Genomic DNA, 19,054 nt, shown 5'->3' on the forward strand with positions numbered 1-19,054 from the left:
ATATTTCGGCTTGTTACTCGCATTCACTTCTTATTTTTTTATTCAATAAAGTGAATGCAACAGGTGTTTTAAATAAAGTCAGTAGGATGAGAGATATGAAAAAATGGCTCTGTATTATTTGTGGTCTTATTTACGATGAGGCTCAAGGCTGGCCAGCTGATGGCATTTTACCAGGCACTCGTTGGGAAGATGTACCAGAAGATTGGGTCTGCCCAGATTGTTTAGTAGGTAAAGCTGATTTTGAAATGATGGAGATCACACAAGACGACGTTCAAGTAGCGAGTCATGTGGAGCTAATCGAGCAGGCTCAACCTATTGCAGCACAAGACCTAAAATCAGACATTACTTTAAAACCGATTGTTATTATTGGCAGTGGGCATAGTGGTTATCAAGTAGCGGCAGCACTTCGTAAGCAATCTTCAACGGTCCCTATTACTGTTATTACTGCTGATAACGGCGCGCTTTATAGTAAACCGGCACTATCTAATTCATTTGCATTAGGTAAAAGTTGTGACGATTTACAAAATGAAAGTGCGTTAGAGTGGGAGCAAAGGCTTAATATTCGTGTCTACCCTCATACTCGAGTAGAAAAGATTGATAGGAATAAGCAGACCCTAAATACTAATATTGGCAGCTATGAATATAGCAAGTTAGTACTAGCCACTGGTGCTTCTGCTATTAAAATCCCGATTGCTGGCGATTGTAGTAATGTATTAAGTATTAATGATTTAACAGACTATCGCTGTTTTAAAAATGAGCTTACAGGAAAAAAACGCATCGCTATTCTAGGTGATGGTTTAATTGGCTGTGAATTTGCCAACGATTTGAGTGCAAGTGGTTATGACGTGAGTGTAATTGGTTTAGGTAAATGGCCAATTGAGCGCTTAATTCCACAAATATTAGGAGAGCGTTTAAAGAAATCATTGACCGATATTGGGGTTTCTTGGTTTTTAGAAGACAGTATTTCTCATATTGACGCTGAGCCTGATGGAAGTTCTCAATTACATTTACAAAGTGGAAAAGTAATTGAAGCTGATTTAGTTATATCGGCCGTTGGCTTAAAAGCAAATACAGCATTAGCAGAGCAAGCTGGCCTTGAAGTTGGCCGAGGTATAAAGGTTAACGACTATGGTCAAACAAGTGATGAAACTATTTTTTCATTGGGTGATTGCGCCGAGACAAGTCAAGGCTGGCAGCCATTTATAGCGCCAATTAATCAGCTTGTGCCTTCATTGGTTTCTTGTTTATTAGGCGACTTGACCAAAGCTATTTTTACATGTTCACCAGTGATAGTGAAAACTCCAATCATGCCTTTATCTATTTATCCTGCGGCAGTAGGGGCACTTGGTGAGTGGCAAATAGAGCAGATTGATGATGGTTTAACTGCTCGGTTTTATTCTGTTGATGGTTTATTACTAGGTTTTGCCCTTTTGGGTAAACAAGCTCAGATAAATAGAAGCCACTTACTTGAGCAGCTTAATACAAAACAGCTTACTGTAGCGGAGTAATAAATGATTCATTTACCAAACGATGATGCTACATGTGGTTGGTATCATGCAATAACTAAAACACCAGAAAAACCTAGACTAACAGGTGAACAAACTGCCGATTACGTTGTACTAGGTGGCGGGTTCGCTGGACTTGCAATGGCTAGGCGACTAGCTTTGCATGCGCCTAATGCACGTATTATATTGATTGATGCGCAGCGTATTGGGCAAGGAGCATCGGGTCGAAACTCAGGCTTTGTAATTGATCTACCGCATAAATTTTCATTAGAGCATCCAGATCCTGCGCATAAGCAAAAGCTACTTAAGCTTAATCGCTCAGCGATAGATCAGCTTTCGAGTTTAGTATCGCAATATAAGATTGATTGCCAATGGTCTGCAGCTGGTAAATATCAAGGTGCAGTCGGTGAGCGTGGTGAAGCTTACTTAGATCATTTTGAACACTTGATGAAAGATTTAGGTGAGCCTTACCAACATATAAATGGAGATGATCTTTCTAAAGTATTGGGTACAAACTATTACAGTCGCGCTATTTATACACCTGGTGGTTATTTAGTTCAGCCTGCGGCTTTAGCATGCGGGTTAGGAGATAACCTTCCTGATAATGTTGAGGTATTAGAAAACTCGCCAATAAATAACTTATCTAAAGAGCATGGGAAGTGGCTACTGCACTCTAAGCATGGTGTAGTTAAAACACCTAAGTTACTACTTGGTACTAGTATATTTACGCGAGAGTTTGGCTTTTTAAAAAATCGATTATTACCTGTCATGACTTTTGCTAGTTGGACCAGGCCTTTAAACGATGATGAAATGAAAGCGTATACCGGGTTGTTAGATTGGGGCTTAACACCTGCAGATCATGCTGGCACAACGATAAGAATGACAGCCGATCGCCGCATATTAATTCGTAATACTTACAAGCATGTCGATAAATACGGTGCTAGTTCCACTGTAAATGAAAATGTGCGTAAACAGATTCAGGATGATCACCGTAAAGTGTTTTTAGCACGTTATCCTCAGTTAATTGACGTTCCTTTTACCCATTCGTGGGGAGGTACTTATGCAATTTCTCGTAATTTTACCAACTTTTTTGGCGAATTAGATGATGGCGTATATGCCAGTGCATGTGATAACGGTGTAGGCATTGCGTGGGGGACAGTATCAGGAACATTATTAGCAGATTTAGTGATGGGCGAACAATCAGAATCCCTCGACGATATTCAACACGTTACAGGTATGCCCAGCCTTAATCCTCCAGAGCCGTTTTTAGGTATTGGTGTTAAAAGCCGAATTAGTTTAGCTAAATGGTTAAGCCGGAGCGAAATATGAAACAAGTTAAATTAGTAGATAGTAAAAATCTAGATTTTAATATTAGAGGGGAGACCCTTGGTATGGCTTATGTGGCACGAGCTTTAAGCACAGAAATATCACCTCACATTGGAGTGGGTTTTGCTAAGTGGGAAGGGGCGAAAGTTGCTTGGACCGTTTTATACGATGAAGTTATTTTTGTAATTGAAGGGTGCTTTGAGCTAACTGCAAATGGAGAAACGCATTTGGTTCATCCGGGTCAAATGTTATGGATACCTGAGAATACAGAATTGGTATACGGCGGGCATGCGTTATTTGGCTATGTGGTACACCCAGGTAATTGGAAAGAAATACATGGAATAGTTTGATTTTTAAATCTACACATAGTTCCTGAGCCCTTAGTGCAACCAAACTAAGGGCTTTTTTAATATATTAGAGGAACTCAATTTTTGTAATTTAGGTAAATTTAAAACCAAATATTAGACTAAAGTCTATAGGTTAGATTTATTCACTTATTAGGTTTGTTTTTATCGTTTGTGGTAATTGAGCTAACACTCTAAAGTTTAGTTGTCGGCAACAAGTACGACTTAACTAATTAGGAATATAATCATGAAATTTACACTTTTAAAAACCATCGCTCTTGGCTCATTATTAACTTGCTCAGCTGCTGCAATGGCTAATCAAGGTGATTATAAATTAATGGTTATTGAAGACTCTGTAACTGCAGCACCTGCATTTGAAAAATCGTTTAATAGCTGTGCTTTAACTGTTGAATCAAAAAACTACGAAGAAGCAGAAGCTATTTGTACACAAGCAATTGCATTGCTTAAGCAAAGCCATGGTCCGCGTTTAAAAGTACGCGAACTTACATCGTTTGCATTAAGTAACCGTGGTGTAGCGCGTATTAAGGCTCAAAAAGACACTGCGGGTATTTCTGATTTATATGAAGCGGTTCAAATTTCTAAAAACTCACTTGTAACGCATAACTTAACTCGCGCTAAAAAAGAGTTATCTTTATAAGAATGCTTGCATAAAGCGCTTATAATTTAGCGAGAGTATAAAAGCCCATATTAGGTAGCACCTAATATGGGCTTTTTTGTATGTTTTAATAACCGTAGTTACCTATAAACAGACTTCTTTTGATAAAACAGTTTTACTGAATAATAGTGTTTTTAAAGGTGATTTTTAGAGCCTTACGTTATTAATTTATATTGGTAAGTACTTGTTACCTAAAACATAGATCTATAAATATAGAAACATAGGTAAAAATATTATTTTTTGACGTGACTAAACTGTGCAGTAAAACGGGATTGTTTTATTTAAGTTGTTGTTTTTAATTAATAATAAAGCCTAATGTCTTTGACTTTAGTCTGTTTTTATTTAAAATCGAAGTAATATATATTTTATAGCATTGACGACACGTGGATGCTAATCACTGTTTTGTGATAAATAGCTAGATATTATCTTGGTTTTAATTTTTAGTCCCACCTCCATATTACTAATAATTAAACACGGAATAGAGTAGTTATTAACTTGCGCAATAAAAATAAAAAGCGCAAATAAAGGGATTTAAAAATGCAATTCAAACTAAAAAAAATAGCTGCCTTGTTATTCGGAGTAGGTATAAGCCTTTCTGTATTTGCCGAAGATATAGAACTATACGTAAACCATAATGTTGAAACCGACGAAAACCCTCGCGTGCTTATTATATTTGATACTTCAGGAAGTATGGGAACATACATTGATTATCCAAATGAGACACGTTTAACTGCTGCAAAAGGCGCTATGAAGCAATTAGTAACTGATAACGCGACTATTGATTTTGGGTTAATGCGTTTCAATTATTACTCTGGTGGGTATGTTATGGCTGGTTTAGGGACTGAGCACTCCTCTGTAAAAACTCAACTACAAAATTTGCCAGCGAATGGCCATACGCCCGTTACAGAAACTTTATGGGAAGCTTACTTATACTTAACAGGCCAAAAAGTACATTATGGGTATAGCTCAACTATTTATAACCGCGATTACAAGCGTGACTTAAGTGCTGAAACTGCCACTGATTATAGCCAAAGTAGTTCTTCTTATATCTCTCCTTTTAAACAAGTAATAGGTGCCGATGAGCGCTGTGATAACTCTATTAATTTGATTTTAATGACAGATGGCGACCCCGTAAGTGATAACGAAAGCGATAGTTCTATAAAGGGTTTATACAAATCTACTTTTGGCTCAAACCCAGCTAAAACAAGTGGCAGTTATTTAGCCGCTTTAGCTCAGATAATACATGGTACAAGAGATGTAGAGGTGGATTTGTACGACACTACGCCGGAGGTTGCCGATACCGGACGCGTTTTTACTATCGGTTTTGGTAGTGGTATGAGTACAAATGGTAAAAAGTTATTAGAAAAAACCGCTTTATTGGGAGGAGGCGAGTACTTACATGCAGATACATCGACTGAACTTTCTGAAGCGCTTAATAATACAATATCGAAAATACGCGAAGTTAACGATAGTTTTTCATCCCCTACGGTAGCTAGTAATAATGTTGACCAAACACGTAGCCGAGAGTCAATTTACTTTGCGATGTTTTACCCAGAAACTGGCGCACGTTGGAGTGGGAATTTAAAAAAGCTTAAAGTGTCTGGTGCAAATATAGTCGATTCAACTGATAAAATAGCCCTTGATGAAAATGGGTTAATTGATGAGAAAGCGCGAACATTTTGGTTGCCAACTAATAATCCTGCAGATGGGAATTTAGTAGCTCAGGGTGGCGTAAATTTACTTTTATCAACTTTAGACCCCGATAGCCGTAAAATTTATATAGATAAAACGGGCAGTATTATTGATTTTACTTTTGATAAAGTACAAACCATTTTAAATTTAGCGACAAGTACAGTTACCGATCTTGCCCCTGATTTGATTCCTAATATTGGGTTAACTTTAGAGGAAGATGATATTAGCTGGGCACGAGGGGTTGATGTTGATAATGAAGATGGAGATGACTCATCAGTAGATCAGCGAATCAATATTTTTGGCGACCCTTTGCATTCAAAACCGGTATCTATAGATTACGGCGATGGAAGTATTCATATACTTGTTGGTACCAATGCCGGCTTTTTACATATGTTCGAAGACAAAGGCGATACTGTTGAAGAAAGGTGGGCTTTTACACCTGCTGCCTTATTAAAAAACATTCCGGCTTTGCGAAGTAATCTTGCAAATACAAAAGTGTATGGCATGGATGGCCCTATAAGTGTGTTCTTTAATAATAAAAGTTTAAACACTGATGGTTTAAATGATGGCGTTGTTAAAGCAAGTGAGGGCGATGAAGTTTGGGCATTTACAGGCATGCGCCGAGGCGGTAAAAATTACTACGGCCTGGATATAAGTGACCCAAAAAAACCTAAAAAATTATGGAATAAGCCAATTGTTGGTGGCTCTGAAGAATTTAAATATTTAGCACAAACATGGTCTAAACCTCAAATTGCTTACATTAAAGCGTTTGGTGAGGATCCATTGCTGATATTTGGCGCAGGCTACGATACAAACAAAGATAATGCGATTAGAACAACAGATGAAACCGGGCTAGGTATTTACATTGTTAATGCTAAAACTGGCGAAAAGGTATGGGCGCTCACTCCAGATGAACATGGTTTTACCGGAGAGCACAGTATTGCAGCGGATGTAACTACGCTTGACTCAGATTACGACGGGTATATTGACCGAATTTATGCAACCGATACTGGCGGTAATATTTGGCGTGTAGATATTCCTAGTGACGATGAAAGTGAGATTACTCACTTTAAACTTGCTGAACTTGGCAGTACATTAGCGTCACAAGACAGACGTTTCTTTTATAAACCGTTAGTTGCTAGAACGCTGTTTAGTAAAGTTACTAAGACCAATTATGGTGGTGAAATGATCACGACTCGTTTAGACACCCCGTACGACGCAATTGTGATAGGCAGCGGAAATCGCTCAAACCCACTTGCTACTAATGAGCAAGATCAGCTGTATATGATCCGTGATGAAAACACCTTAACAAAAATATTTACTGAATTTCCAGCCCCAATAGTGCCAGATGATTTAATGAAAATGAATGAAGACCCATTTGGTAACGCACTTGATGACGTTGATAAATTTGTTAATCTTGAAGTTAAGTTAGCCGAATTTAAAGGGTGGCGATACGAATTAGGGACGGGCGAAAAGTCCCTTGCTGCAGCAACAGTCGTTGGTGGGGTTGCTTACTTTACTTCCTTTACGCCTGCATCTTCATCATCAACTCAAAACCAATGTTCGTTAACGGGTGGCGGTGGTTCGCTTTATGCCTTTCATTTGCATTACGGAACGAAGGTTTATGACGATGTGAAATTTGCAACAAGTAATGATGTACCAGATACACCGAAACTATTTTTTGGGGAAGGCCCGTCGTGTGCAGATAATGATGCGGATGGTAAGTGCGATTGGGATGATGAAACGGATGTAACGCAAGTTAGTCAGTTTTATTTAATAGGCCCTGGGGTTAAAGGTTCTGATAAGCCGATAAAAGCTATTGAAATACTTGGACCAAATTTAAATGTTGAAGGTGGAAAAGTTAAGCTAGTAAATGGCGCTCAACCAATTGGTTTTGGCTTTAAAACCCAACAAACATATATTTATAAACGCGAAGAAAACGATAGTCAGGCACATTAAAAACACGATGTTATAGACATAAGCCACCTTAATTAGGTGGCTTTTTAATTTTAAGAACGAATCAAAAATGCTGATGGTTTGCTTATATAATTGGTTTAGAGTTTTCGAAGCGCTCTAAACCAACCCATGTATGATACACATTCGTTTACAAAATACTGCCTATCACTCAAGCCCTTTATTTTAGGTACCTGTAGTCCATATTAGTCAACAATAGCTGGTCTTAGTTATATTTAATTAACAAATGTAAGAGCTAAATTTAACATGGCGTGTCACTATATAGGTACAGGGCATGTTAACTTGTTGCCATCCCCCCATAAAAATTCAATAAATTTCTGTTGTTTAAATTTATACCAAGCTGCATAAATCTTTGAGTAATTAACGAATTAAATTGCACTATAACGTCGTTAAAAATTTTTATTTAGAACAACTAGATACAAAAATTTTTGCCTAGCTCTAGCGTAACTTTCTTAACGTTAAATAGATCCCATATATAAGCAGATTGGTATTACTTATTTTGTATTAAAGTAACTTATATAATTTATAACAATATGATTTTTAATAATAATTAAAGTGCAAAAAAGGAAGTATTTGTATGTTTTTTAAAAAAAGTCAGTTAGCTATTTCATTAGCGTTTACGCTAGGCCTTGTTGGATGTGGCGGCGGTGGCGATGATAAAGTGGTCGTTGTAGAGCCAGTTGTAGCCAAGCCTGACCCTATAAAAGTAGACCCCGTAGAAGTTAACACTATCTCTCTTACTGGAAAGGTCATTGATGGTTATGTATCTGGTGCAATAGTATGGCTAGATATTGATGGCGATGGTACTTTTGATGAGCAAACAGAACCTTCTGTAGTCTCTGAAGAATCGGGTAATTATAGTTTTAATTTTACAGAAGAGCAGGCGCTGTGTGTGCCGTATTCAACTATGTATGTTGATGTACCGGTTGGCGCAATTGACGAGGATTTAGGAGAGGTAACACAAGCGTATCAAATGTCATTTCCACCCTCAATTGAGGCTTTGACTGATGAAGATATTCGAAATATATCCCCTTTAACAACCGTTATTTGGGAACAGTTGAGCCTTCAATTACAAAAAAGTGGTAACAATAATTTAAGTTGTGATGCACTTAAAGAAAATACTGAGCTACTTGCAAACCTTCAAAGCGAAATAACAAATGTTATGCAAAACTTGGTTGCGCATTATAATTTGTCGACAGAGCAAATTTACTCAGATTTTATCGCTACTAACGACAGCGACGCTTACGACAGAGCACAAGCAATTGTTAAGGGACTAAAAGCGGCCTATAAATTCAAGCAAGAGCTAGATGCTCAGTATCCTGATGCAGAAGAAGTAAGAGCAGTGATTTACCAGGACACAGCAAAAGATGCAGAGTATGGATTTGAAAATGCATGGTACCGCGATAAAGTTATTTTTGCAGGCGCTGAACTTATTTATGAGCAAGTAAAGCTTCAAAATACAGACGAACTCGACAAAATTGACGTTATTTTGTCTCGATTGGATTCAACAGATACGCCTTGGGGTGAAGAATCGTTAAATGGAAAATTAACAGTTAGAGACGATATTTACATTAACGCCGATCGTACTTACCGATGCTCTAGCATTGAGAACGTTAGTTTTGAGCAAAGCAATGTGCTTTATGGCGTTGATAATACAAGCCCATCGGTTAACTTCCCAACAGCAGATGAATGCGTTAGTGCTAATTTAGATACACCGTTCGAGCGAGGTTTTAGCATTAGCTATACTGAGTCGGGATCGTTTTACCAAACTGACTTTGCCTTTAGAGAGGAAAATGCCGACTTTCAAACATTATCTAATTGGGTAAATGTTAAAGACAAAGCTGCTGATTTAGAAACTCAAGATTTAGTTACTGTACTCGCTGCTATGCCTTATAAGTTTGATGACGAAACATCTATTGATGCTAGCTTTTGGCGTAAATATAAAACCACAGACAACGTACGTATTATTAAAACGATTGAAGGGAAATGGTTTAGAGATACTCGCCAAGAAGATGGAACAATGCTGCATGAGTGCGGTGAAAATGGTATTGATTGGGTGCAATGCGAATAATGTAAAAAGCACTTTAATAAATATTAGTTTAATGCCAGTCAGTAAATAACTGACTGGCATTTTTTTGTTTGAAAAGCTTACTTTTACGTGCGGTTTTTACTGTATACCTGATGAACACTATTTTTAATCTGTTTTTTACTTGGGTTTGCTGTAAAATTACTGGGTTAACATTTGTTAAGTAATACTTACAATTGTTATTGCTCATTAAGTATTTAAACTAATTTAAGTAGAGCTTATGATTTTTTATATTATAGGGTTAAGTTTACTTGTTATTATTTTATGCGTTGCGCTTTATGTAATTTACAGCAACGTACATAAAAGTCGGGTAAGAAAATCCAAAGAATACAACGTACTGTTTGATAAAGACACGATAGTGGATGATTTAATCACTCAACTAACAGAAAAAAATCAAACACAAGAAAACCAAGATAAAACAGCTAAAGGTAAAGAAGAAATCCTTGCAACATTTGTTGAGTTACATCGCTCTGGTAGCTTTTGCGCACATTTGAGTGAACAGGAAATTATTTACTTTGTTAAAAAGAAATTAAACATGGAGAGTAATAAAAATGGATAGCGAAAAAGCAGTCCCAGCAGTTAAAAGTGACTCATTTATGAGTCGATTTGGTCGTCGTAATGTAATTGTTGTTTCATCAATTGTTGTTGTATTAGCCGTAATTGCAACGCTTACATCGCAAGTTGTTTCGTGGAATGAAGCAGATGAGCGTTTAGTACATCAATCGGCTTTTACAGGTAACTTAACCGTAATAAATCAAGCCGGCCCTTACTTAAAAGCGTTTGGTACTACATCGGCTTATAAAAAAGTAATTTCGATTAACTTTACGGGCGATGCCGGTGCAACAGCAAGCGCAATTGTACCGCTAATACCAATTCGATTTTTAGATACTACAACGGGTGGCGCACGAGGTGTTTCTCGTTTTAGATTACCAGGCAATGTACCAGCAGCTGAATCGGGTGCTTTACGTGGTTTACTTAAAATACACGAAGAGTTTGGTTCACAAGAAACATTAATATCTAATTTATTAATGCGTGCAACCACTGAAAATGTAAAAGCGTCGGCGCGTATGATGTCGGTAGAGCAGCATTACTCTGGTGGTAATGGTCAATTAAGCCAAGATTTTGCTGATCAATTAACAAACGGTATTTTTGTTACTGAACAAATTATTAGTACGGGTGAGCGCGATAAATCTGACGATTTAGGTAATTTAAGTAAACAGCAGCGCGTCACTATTAATATTAAAATGGATGATGAGGGTAATACACTGCGTAACGCACCTATTTTAGGCGCTTACGGTATTACAGTAGTTGATGCCAGCATTATTGATATTGACTACGAAAGCAAAGTAAATGCTCGTCTTGAAGCCCAAAAGCAAGCTGCTGCTGATGAAGCGCTAGCGCGTCAAAACCTTAAAAAAGCTGAGCAACAAGCACGTACTGAAGTGGCTTTAGGTGAACAAGCAATTGCTAAGCAACGTGCTGAATCTGAAAAGCTTAAAATTAAAGAGCAAATTGATGCTGAACGAATTAAGGCAAATGCTATTATTTCTGCGCAGCAACGAGTGGCTGTAAAAGCGGAGCTTGCAAAAGAGCAAGAAGAGATTTTAAAGCAACAACGCTTAGAAGCATTAGGTATGGACGTTTTAGCTGAGGCTCGTTTAAGAGCTAAGTCTGCTGCACTTGATCCTAAGTATGTATTTGATGAAACGCTAAAAGCAGAAGTTAAAATTCAAACTGCTTTATTTACAAGCTTAGGTAATAGCCGTTTAGTGCCTGAAATTGTAATAGGCGCAGGCCAAGGCGAGCAAAGTAATGGCTCTGAATTTATGCGTTTATTAGCCGCTGACGCTGCATTAAGTCTTAAAAAGCGTTTAGAAAAAGATAAAAAATAAACGATTAGTTAAGTATTGCACAAACAATAAAAACGTTGGCTGATTCGCATCGGCCAGCGTTTTTTATTGCGTAAATTTTGTTATTGTATGGTGCGGTTTAGCTTGTGAAAACAAGCTTTTTAAATTATGAAATAAAAGAGTGAGCAGTACTTATGGACTCCAGTAATCAGTTTATTTTAGATTTAGGGCAAGAGCATATTACTATTCAGCGTCGATATGAAGCGCTGGGAGCGTTTAACGATTTTTTAATTGCAGTGTGGTTTTTAATTGGCAGTTTTTTCTTTTTAAATGATGCATTAGTGCAAAGTGGCACATGGTTGTTTATAGCGGGCAGTGCTCAATTACTTATAAAACCTGTTTTGAAATTGATCAGCTTAGTGCATGTTAGTCGGGTATTTCATTCAAATAAAACTCCATAAATAAAACCATAAATACGACTCATGATGAGTTCAGTTATTATGGCTAATAATTTACCAGTATAAGTTATTTAAATATCAAGGATTGAAAAGTGAAAGTACTTAAGTGGATTGCAATTGGAATAGCTACTTTATTAATTATAGGCTTACTAATTCCCGAAAAAATAATGATTCCGGTACAAGGTGCCACAAGTAAAGATTGGAACCATAATACGTTTTGGTACGAGCCTTGGGGTAGGTCGGGTGTGCACAAAGGAATTGATATTTTTGGCACAAAAAATACCCCCGTAGTTGCCTCAACAAGCGGTGTTGTTATATTTGCAGGTGAGTTAACTCGCGGTGGTAAAGTGGTTGCGGTGCTTGGGCCTAAATGGCGCGTGCATTACTTTGCACATTTAAATGACTACTCTGTAAGTACAGGTGATGTAGTAAGCATAAACAGTCAAATTGGATTACTGGGCGATACCGGAAATGCAGCAGGAAAACAGCCTCATGTGCATTATTCTATTTTATCGTTAGTGCCCATGCCGTGGCTTTTTACAACGCAAAACCAAGGGTGGAAAAAGATGTTTTTTTTGAGCCCACATAAAAAACTCACTGCTAAATAATTACTTCATTATTTATAAATGACCTTTGTGTAAATAATAGCTTTAGCTGTTAAAGCAAGGTATTTAACAGCTAGAATTAGTTAATAAGTAAGCGTGTATTTAAGCTAGAGGTTAGCCTGCAACAGGTGTTTTACCTGCGCGAATATTTTTAATGCTTTTAATAAACATATAAATACAGGTAGTGATTAAACAGCCTGCTAAATAAAACACAATACCGTTGGGTGCATCAGATAAATTTGCGGCGAGCATAGGGCCAAATACCGAACCAATACTGTAACTCAAAAGCATTACCTCAGTTGCCGATACTATTTTTGCCATTGGCAATGAGTCGCACGCAAGTGTTATAGCAATCGGGTAAAGTGCAAAGCTGCACGCGCCTAGTATTAAGTAGCTCACTATTAATCCTGCTAAAGTGTTTGCTTGTAATATACCCACAGCACCGGCTGCGCCTACTAAACAAAACATACCCATCAATAAGCTTTTTTCAAGCCGAATAGATAAGTAACTTACAAGCGGCTGCACGACCATGCCGCCTAAAATAATAACCGCCATAAGTGTCCCTGTGTACTGAGCTTGATCAGTCTGCGCTGAAATATAAACCGGCATTAAGCCGTAAATAGGGCCCAGTAATAAGCCTGATGCCAAGCATCCGAGCATTGCAGGGTGGCTTAGTGTTTTTATTTCTTTTAGTGGTAGTTTTTCAAGATGCTGTTTTTCGGGCTGACCTTTGGTTATTAATAAAGGCGCTAAAATAGCTAAAAATAATAGCGAGGCTACAAATAAATAAGGCGTTGAACCTTCGGTGCCAAGCGGCCCTATAGCAAGCTGGCCTACGGCGCTGCCCCCATAAAGTGAGGTCATGTATAAGCCCAAACGTTTAGCACGCGACTTTGCTGTGTTGGTCATTAATAACCAAGACTCAACAACTACAAACACACCGGCAACAGCAATGCCCGCTACAAACCGAGCAATTAACCAGTTAACGGTATTTGGCAGTGCAAGTTGTGCAAGCACACTTACTATTAATAAACTTAAAAATAATATAAATGCGAAGCGATGACCAATTTTTACCACAATGCGCTCTATTGTGGTTGCACCAATAAGTAAGCCAAAGTAAAAAATGCTCGCAAGCCAAGGCGCTAGATTTTCATCAAGTTTAAATGCGGGTAACGACAGCGGAATAAGGCTCATTAAAAAGCCGGATGCGATAGCAAAAAATGACAGCCCGATAACGGGTGCTAAAGGGTTATTAGAGGTGCTTGTGGCGGCTAATTCGGCCATTTGTGTTTATCGACTCTTGAAGGTAAATAACCACTGTTTTAAAGTTTGAGAGGTTACTTTAATAAAAAAATTTGCGCGAATTTAGAGCCAAATTAAAAATAAGTAAAGTGATATTTTATTAAACAATATAAATAAACTTTAAAACGATCGTTTTGGTAAATTATCGGATCTATTATGCTTTTTATTGTAGTGTTTTTATGTAGATATTGTTTTATATTTGTGAGCATTTATTAGGGCGTGTTGATCTTTGTGGATTGAAATTTGTTCAATCTAGGGGCGATTTAATCGCGGCGCGAGGTTTGTAACCTAGCGGGCTAAGTAAAAACCGAGCAACAAAGAGTTAATCGTCCCTAGAAAGAACCCAAAGGGCAGCGCATGTTTGGCATTTATGCTGCGTTATCGCCTATTTATGGGGAATAACCACACTACATAGGCTCTGCCTTGCTTAAATACCAGACAGTCTGCTGCAAAATCAATCACGAAAGGTCAACACGCCCTAATGTTAAACCCTATGTAGAATAGGGTTTAACAGGTTTTTAAAGTGATAAAATTAGCACTTATTTGTTTATTGCATTACTAGTGCAAGGTGGTGATATAAACCAATACCAACAATCACATTAAACGGAAAAGTTACACCGAGAGAGCTCAGCATAGCAAGACCAATATCGGCTTTAGGTATTGCCGCTTTTATTGCAGCGGGCGCGGCTATGTAAGAGGCGCTGGCCACTAAACTGCCCAATATAACTACCGAGCCTAATTCTAAATTTAAAAGTGTGCCTACTGCTGTGCCAATCGTGCCTAGAAATAGCGGGGTGACAATAGCAAATACCGCTAGTTTCCAATGTTTCCAAGGGATAGGACGAAGAGTTTGCGCGGCGACTAAACCCATTTCTAGTAAAAATAATGCCAGTACAACTTTAAAGCTACTTGTTAAAAGGCTCGTTACTTGGCTACCTTGCACCGTGCCGTACATCATACCGATAACCACGCCGCCAACGAGTAAAATCACACTTTTGTTCGTGAGAGTTTCGTGCCAAAGCGCCTTTAACGACAGCTCATTGTTTTGGCTGTTTTCTTTATCAAGCTTTCGGTAAAGCAATAAACCAACAATGATTGCAGGAAGTTCTAGCATTACTAAATACAAGGTGACTTCTGCGCCTACTACCAACTTAGCTGACTCGGCATAGGCGAGTGCAACAGCAAATGTACCTGCACTCACTGAGCCGTAATGTGCGGCAATACTGGCGCTATTAGCAACAGAGAGTTTAATCACGTATTTTAAAATAGGGTAAAGCATGAGGGGTATAAGTGCGCCAAGTAGCATTACCGATCCCATTTCGGGCAGTAGTTGCCAGCTTAAGTTCCCATGGAGCACCATACCGCCTTTTAAGCCGATGGTTAACATGAGCAATAAGCTTAATGTGTCGTAGGTGGCTTTTGGAATGGCAAGATCAGAGCGCAAAATACCCGCGACTAATCCTAAAATAAAAAACATAACAACAATATCTGGCACTGGCTTTCCTTACTAGGTGGTAAATTAAGTGGCGCTATTGTAGATAAAACTTTGTATAGTAAATAATAAAATAAATACGCGTTACATATAGGTATTTATCTATGGATCGTTTGCTATGTAGCTATTATTAGATAAAGATTATGAGGTTGGTATGGATTTACGACATATATCGTTTAGGTTGCTAGAAGTATTTATGAGCGTGGTTAAAACGGGTTCAATAAGCGAAACCGCAAGGCGCTTACACCTAACGCAGCCAACGGTATCGCTACAAATAAAGCGGCTGCAAGAAGCAGTAGGCGAGCCATTACTCCTTATACAACAGCAAAAGTTACACGTGACCGATGCAGGGCTTGAGCTATTTAAAACATGCCAACAGGTATTTGGGCATTTTGACGATTACCAAGATTTTTTAACCGAGCTTAATGGCGGAGCACGCGGCCGTTGTAAAATTGCCATGGTTAATACCGCGCAATATATTTTACCAAAACTGCTTGGCCCTTATAGTAATTTACATCCCCATGTTGAGCTTCCGCTTGAGATTGGTAACAGGGCAGAGGTGCTTGATAGGTTTGAGCGAGGGGAGGACGATATTTATGTATTTAGCCACCCGCCGTCGCTTGAACACGCACAAGCTGCGCGCTTTTTGCATAATCCACTGGAATTTATAGTGCCGCTAAATCATCCGTTAGCTCACGTAAAAGCCGTTAAATTAACTGATTTAATGCAGTATCGCTTTTTACTACGAGAAAATGGCTCAGCAACACGTATGTTATTTGAAAGCGAGTTGCAAAGCCGAGGCTTAGTGCTGAGCGATAGCGTACAAATGGCGAGTAATGAAGCAATACGTGTCGCGGTTGCATCGGGGATGGGCATTGCGGTTTTATCACGCCATGTACTTGCAACAGACGATACAAGTTTTAAAATTTTAAACGTAACCGATACTCATTTAGCGAGTCATTGGTATTTTGTAATGCGAACAGATAGGCACATATCGCATGCTGCACGTAACTTTTTAAAGTTTGCGCAGCAGCACGTAGAGCAATATTTAGGTACGCAGTGGGTGCGTAATGAGTTACATAACTTAGATTTAAACTAGGTTTAAATTAGGTTTAAAGTTAATTAATGTCGGGTGTTGAGTCTCTTAAAATAAGCTTTGGCTGAAACACGTGCTTTACTGTTATGCCGCTTTTTTTGTAAATGTCTTTAAGCACTAAGTTAGCCGCAGCTCGGCCCATTTCGGGAACTGGGTTATCTATTGTAGTCAGTGTTGGGTAGAGATAATTGGTAAAAATTACGTTATCGAACCCAATAATGGCTAAATCTTTTGGCAGGTTAAAACCGTGTTCGCGGGCGTATTTCATAGCACCCGATGCCATTTCGTCATTGGCGCATACAAGCGCGGTTATTTGCGCTTTATTTTGAATAAAATGCCTTAAGCCGTCGCTTCCGCCGGTTTCTTTAAAGTCGCCTATGTAAAATAGCTTTTCGTCAAAGGTTAGGTTGTACTCTGCTAGGGCTTGTTTGTGACCTTTTAAACGATTTGACGCGTCTTCTTTAAACTGCGGGCCTGCTATGTACGCAATGTTTTTATGACCTTTGTTGATCATGGCTTTAGTGGCTAAGTAGCCGCCCATTACGTTGTCGAGGCTAATGCAGTTTTCTTCAATTTCTTTAACGTAGCGGCTCATTAGGTAAATAGGGGTTTTACCTTTACTTAACTCAATTAGGTACTCGTTTGATACCGCTTCTACGTGGGCAATAATAGCGTCGCAATTACGGCCTATTAAAAACTCAAAGCCGCTTTTTTCTTTTTTCTCGTCACTGTGCCCAGGCGTAATAATAACGTGTTTACCCGCAATACGAAGATGCTCTTCAATGGCTGACATCATTTGACCAAAAAACGGACCATCCAACTCAGAAACTAAAATACCGACGCTGTTTGTAGTGCTAGACGCCAAAGAGCGTGCAATAGAACTTGGCTGATAGCCTAGCTCTTTCATTGCTTCTAATACCTTTTTTTTAGTTTTTTTGCTTACGTAATCGTTGTCGTTAAGTACCCTTGAAACAGTTGATAAAGACACACCTGCCATTTCTGATACTTGATAAATTGTCGCCATTGATGTCCTAGCTTATATGTGTTTTTACTCGCGCTTTATAAAAATATAAAGCGCGAAGGGTCATTAAAAGTTAATTTACACATTACTGCGTCTAATTGCTAAGTCTTCTGTTATTTTTTGCGTCATCGCTGAGGTTAGTGGATAAATAAGCATCAATGCGGCGCCTAAAAAAGCAAATGCGGCAGGTATCCAGCTCATAAGTAACTGCATACCAGGTAGGGCTTGCGTAATTGTTAGCTCATCCATACCGTTATAGCCGTAGCCTGCAAGTACCACTAATACTAATGCACCTGCAAAACCACCACCGGTTTTTTGTACAAATGTACCTGCAGAATAAATAAGGCCTGTAGCGCGGCGTTTGTTTTTCCACTCTGAATAATCGGCTGAATCACCAAGCATACTAAAAAATAATGTTGGCATCATCGCGGCAAAAAATTCAGCAGCGCAACCAAAGGTAAATACAGCAATAAGGTTATCACTAGGTACCCAGTAAAATGCAGTAGTGAGTATGCCGCTTAGCATTAATGATGCTATAAATAGGTTTCGTTTACCCATAATTTCGGCCAGTTTACCTGTGGCAAGTGCGCCTAATATAGATACAACCAATAAGGCTATAAAGTATTGCCCAGCCATGAGTTCATTGGCTACGTGGTACTTAAAGTAGTACGCAATTACACCGTATTTTATGCCATTAAACATCATGGTTAAAAAACCAATGCCAAGTAATACCAACCAAGGTTTGTTGGTCAGAAGATCAACCATGTCGCGCTGTGATCCCGTTAAGCTTTGCTTATCTTTATTGAGCAATTTTTTAATAACGAATGTCATTGCAGCCATAACAAGGGCAAAAAATATGCCGCTGTATAAATCGCGGTAATAAAAAAACAGGGTAGTAGCAAGCAAAGGTAGGATTATAAATGGCAGGTTTTTGGTTAAATCAAACAACTCTGATTTTAAATTGCCTTCATTTGAGGCGTGCGGTGTTACACGCTCTTTGGTGGTCGCAAACGTTATAATCATTAAAATAATAAGTAAGCTGGCAAATAGGTACATAGTAAGCTGATAGCCTTTGGCATCGTCGCCGCCACCAAAAAAAGCTACTAGCTCAGGTAAAAAACCCATAACCAATAAGCCACCAGTAAACGCACCTGCAAACCTAAAACCAGAGAGCTTTGTGCGCTCTGTATCGTCTGGTGTCATTACGCCCATAAGTGCCGAGTAGGGCACGTTACTTACGGTGTAAGCAAGCGTTAAACCTATATAAGTTACGTAGGCATAAATAAGTTTGTTGGTGGTGCTAAAGTCGGGTGTAGTAAAACACAACACCATAAACAAGCCCAAAAACGGTGCCGAGTAGAGTATCCACGGGCGAAATTTACCAAAGCGCGACTGCGTTCTGTCGGCAATCATACCCATAATAATGTCGGTTACGCCATCAGATAGCCTTACCACCAAAAACAACATGGCAGCGGCGGCTCCCGATATGCCAAATGTATCGGTGTAAAACACCGCTAAATAAGCAAGCGCGCCGCGCCATACTAAGTTAGCGCCGGCATCGCCCATGGCGTAACCGACTTTTTCGTATAAAGGGAGTTTGTTCACAGTGTGTGTTCTTATTGTTATA

The 19,054-nt window shown here is 38.8% G+C and carries 15 protein-coding genes; 11 read left to right on the top strand and 4 right to left on the bottom strand.

The window, feature by feature from the left end; all coding sequences use genetic code 11:
• Nucleotides 1-95 precede the first annotated feature (95 nt).
• The 10 genes from L659_RS0113405 (at nt 96) to L659_RS0113455 (ending at nt 12,519) form a co-directional block, all read left to right on the top strand.
• The gene (locus tag L659_RS0113405; protein WP_024590872.1) at nt 96-1,508 is read left to right on the top strand and encodes an FAD-dependent oxidoreductase; all 1,413 of its coding nucleotides are present in this window, start codon (nt 96-98) and stop codon (nt 1,506-1,508) included.
• 3 nt (nt 1,509-1,511) lie between these two features.
• Nucleotides 1,512-2,834, top strand: a complete 1,323-nt coding sequence (locus L659_RS0113410; RefSeq protein WP_010553495.1) for an NAD(P)/FAD-dependent oxidoreductase — start codon at nt 1,512-1,514, stop codon at nt 2,832-2,834.
• A complete protein-coding gene (locus L659_RS0113415; RefSeq protein ID WP_024590873.1) occupies nt 2,831-3,181 on the top strand; it encodes an ethanolamine utilization protein EutQ in 351 nt (116 codons plus the stop codon). The genes L659_RS0113410 and L659_RS0113415 overlap by 4 nt, the downstream gene beginning before the upstream one ends.
• Before the next feature lie 241 nt (nt 3,182-3,422).
• Entirely contained in the window at nt 3,423-3,833 is a 411-nt protein-coding gene (locus L659_RS0113420) for a hypothetical protein (protein ID WP_010553497.1), read from the top strand.
• 555 nt (nt 3,834-4,388) lie between these two features.
• A complete protein-coding gene (locus L659_RS0113425) occupies nt 4,389-7,502 on the top strand; it encodes a pilus assembly protein (protein ID WP_024590874.1) in 3,114 nt (1,037 codons plus the stop codon).
• 592 nt (nt 7,503-8,094) lie between these two features.
• The gene (locus tag L659_RS0113430; protein ID WP_024590875.1) at nt 8,095-9,588 is read left to right on the top strand and encodes a hypothetical protein; all 1,494 of its coding nucleotides are present in this window, start codon (nt 8,095-8,097) and stop codon (nt 9,586-9,588) included.
• Between the two features lie 235 nt (nt 9,589-9,823).
• Nucleotides 9,824-10,162, top strand: coding sequence for a hypothetical protein (locus tag L659_RS0113440; protein WP_008137861.1), 339 nt, complete (start codon nt 9,824-9,826; stop codon nt 10,160-10,162).
• Entirely contained in the window at nt 10,155-11,495 is a 1,341-nt protein-coding gene (locus tag L659_RS0113445) for an SPFH domain-containing protein (RefSeq protein ID WP_010553499.1), read from the top strand. Before L659_RS0113440 ends, L659_RS0113445 begins: the two co-directional genes overlap by 8 nt.
• Before the next feature lie 152 nt (nt 11,496-11,647).
• A complete protein-coding gene (locus L659_RS0113450; protein WP_024590876.1) occupies nt 11,648-11,914 on the top strand; it encodes a YrhK family protein in 267 nt (88 codons plus the stop codon).
• Between the two features lie 89 nt (nt 11,915-12,003).
• The gene (locus L659_RS0113455) at nt 12,004-12,519 is read left to right on the top strand and encodes a M23 family metallopeptidase (RefSeq protein ID WP_024590877.1); all 516 of its coding nucleotides are present in this window, start codon (nt 12,004-12,006) and stop codon (nt 12,517-12,519) included.
• A 111-nt stretch (nt 12,520-12,630) separates the two neighbouring features.
• On the opposite strand, the gene L659_RS0113460 is transcribed toward L659_RS0113455, so the two are convergent.
• On the bottom strand, nt 12,631-13,800 hold the full coding sequence (locus L659_RS0113460; RefSeq protein ID WP_024590878.1) for an MFS transporter: 1,170 nt from the start codon (nt 13,798-13,800) through the stop codon (nt 12,631-12,633).
• A gap of 565 nt (nt 13,801-14,365) precedes the next feature.
• Nucleotides 14,366-15,313, bottom strand: a complete 948-nt coding sequence (locus tag L659_RS0113465) for a sodium-dependent bicarbonate transport family permease (RefSeq protein WP_024590879.1) — start codon at nt 15,311-15,313, stop codon at nt 14,366-14,368.
• A 151-nt stretch (nt 15,314-15,464) separates the two neighbouring features.
• Here L659_RS0113465 and L659_RS0113470 point away from each other — a divergent pair, with 151 nt between their 5' ends.
• Nucleotides 15,465-16,409, top strand: coding sequence for a LysR family transcriptional regulator (locus L659_RS0113470; protein ID WP_024590880.1), 945 nt, complete (start codon nt 15,465-15,467; stop codon nt 16,407-16,409).
• 19 nt (nt 16,410-16,428) lie between these two features.
• On the opposite strand, the gene L659_RS0113475 is transcribed toward L659_RS0113470, so the two are convergent.
• On the bottom strand, nt 16,429-17,430 hold the full coding sequence (locus L659_RS0113475; protein ID WP_010553502.1) for a LacI family DNA-binding transcriptional regulator: 1,002 nt from the start codon (nt 17,428-17,430) through the stop codon (nt 16,429-16,431).
• Nucleotides 17,431-17,505: 75 nt separating this feature from the next.
• Nucleotides 17,506-19,032 carry an MFS transporter gene (locus L659_RS0113480; RefSeq protein WP_024590881.1) on the bottom strand — a complete coding sequence of 509 codons (1,527 nt, stop codon included), beginning with the start codon at nt 19,030-19,032 and terminating at the stop codon, nt 17,506-17,508.
• Nucleotides 19,033-19,054: the final 22 nt, after the last annotated feature.

Origin of the sequence: Pseudoalteromonas sp. S8-8 (genome assembly GCF_000497875.1) — a bacterium.
In the GTDB taxonomy this organism is placed as follows: domain Bacteria; phylum Pseudomonadota; class Gammaproteobacteria; order Enterobacterales; family Alteromonadaceae; genus Pseudoalteromonas; species Pseudoalteromonas arctica.

Bases quoted from the DNA above. Each gene is read 5' to 3' on its own strand.
- L659_RS0113415 (WP_024590873.1), top strand. From the start codon at position 2,831: ATGAAACAAGTTAAATTAGTAGATAGTAAAAATCTAGATTTTAATATT.
- L659_RS0113430 (WP_024590875.1), top strand. From the start codon at position 8,095: ATGTTTTTTAAAAAAAGTCAGTTAGCTATTTCATTAGCGTTTACGCTA.
- L659_RS0113450 (WP_024590876.1), top strand. From the start codon at position 11,648: ATGGACTCCAGTAATCAGTTTATTTTAGATTTAGGGCAAGAGCATATT.
- L659_RS0113470 (WP_024590880.1), top strand. From the start codon at position 15,465: ATGGATTTACGACATATATCGTTTAGGTTGCTAGAAGTATTTATGAGC.
- L659_RS0113410 (WP_010553495.1), top strand. From the start codon at position 1,512: ATGATTCATTTACCAAACGATGATGCTACATGTGGTTGGTATCATGCA.
- L659_RS0113425 (WP_024590874.1), top strand. From the start codon at position 4,389: ATGCAATTCAAACTAAAAAAAATAGCTGCCTTGTTATTCGGAGTAGGT.
- L659_RS0113445 (WP_010553499.1), top strand. From the start codon at position 10,155: ATGGATAGCGAAAAAGCAGTCCCAGCAGTTAAAAGTGACTCATTTATG.
- L659_RS0113420 (WP_010553497.1), top strand. From the start codon at position 3,423: ATGAAATTTACACTTTTAAAAACCATCGCTCTTGGCTCATTATTAACT.
- L659_RS0113460 (WP_024590878.1), bottom strand. From the start codon at position 13,800: ATGGCCGAATTAGCCGCCACAAGCACCTCTAATAACCCTTTAGCACCC.
- L659_RS0113475 (WP_010553502.1), bottom strand. From the start codon at position 17,430: ATGGCGACAATTTATCAAGTATCAGAAATGGCAGGTGTGTCTTTATCA.
- L659_RS0113405 (WP_024590872.1), top strand. From the start codon at position 96: ATGAAAAAATGGCTCTGTATTATTTGTGGTCTTATTTACGATGAGGCT.
- L659_RS0113440 (WP_008137861.1), top strand. From the start codon at position 9,824: ATGATTTTTTATATTATAGGGTTAAGTTTACTTGTTATTATTTTATGC.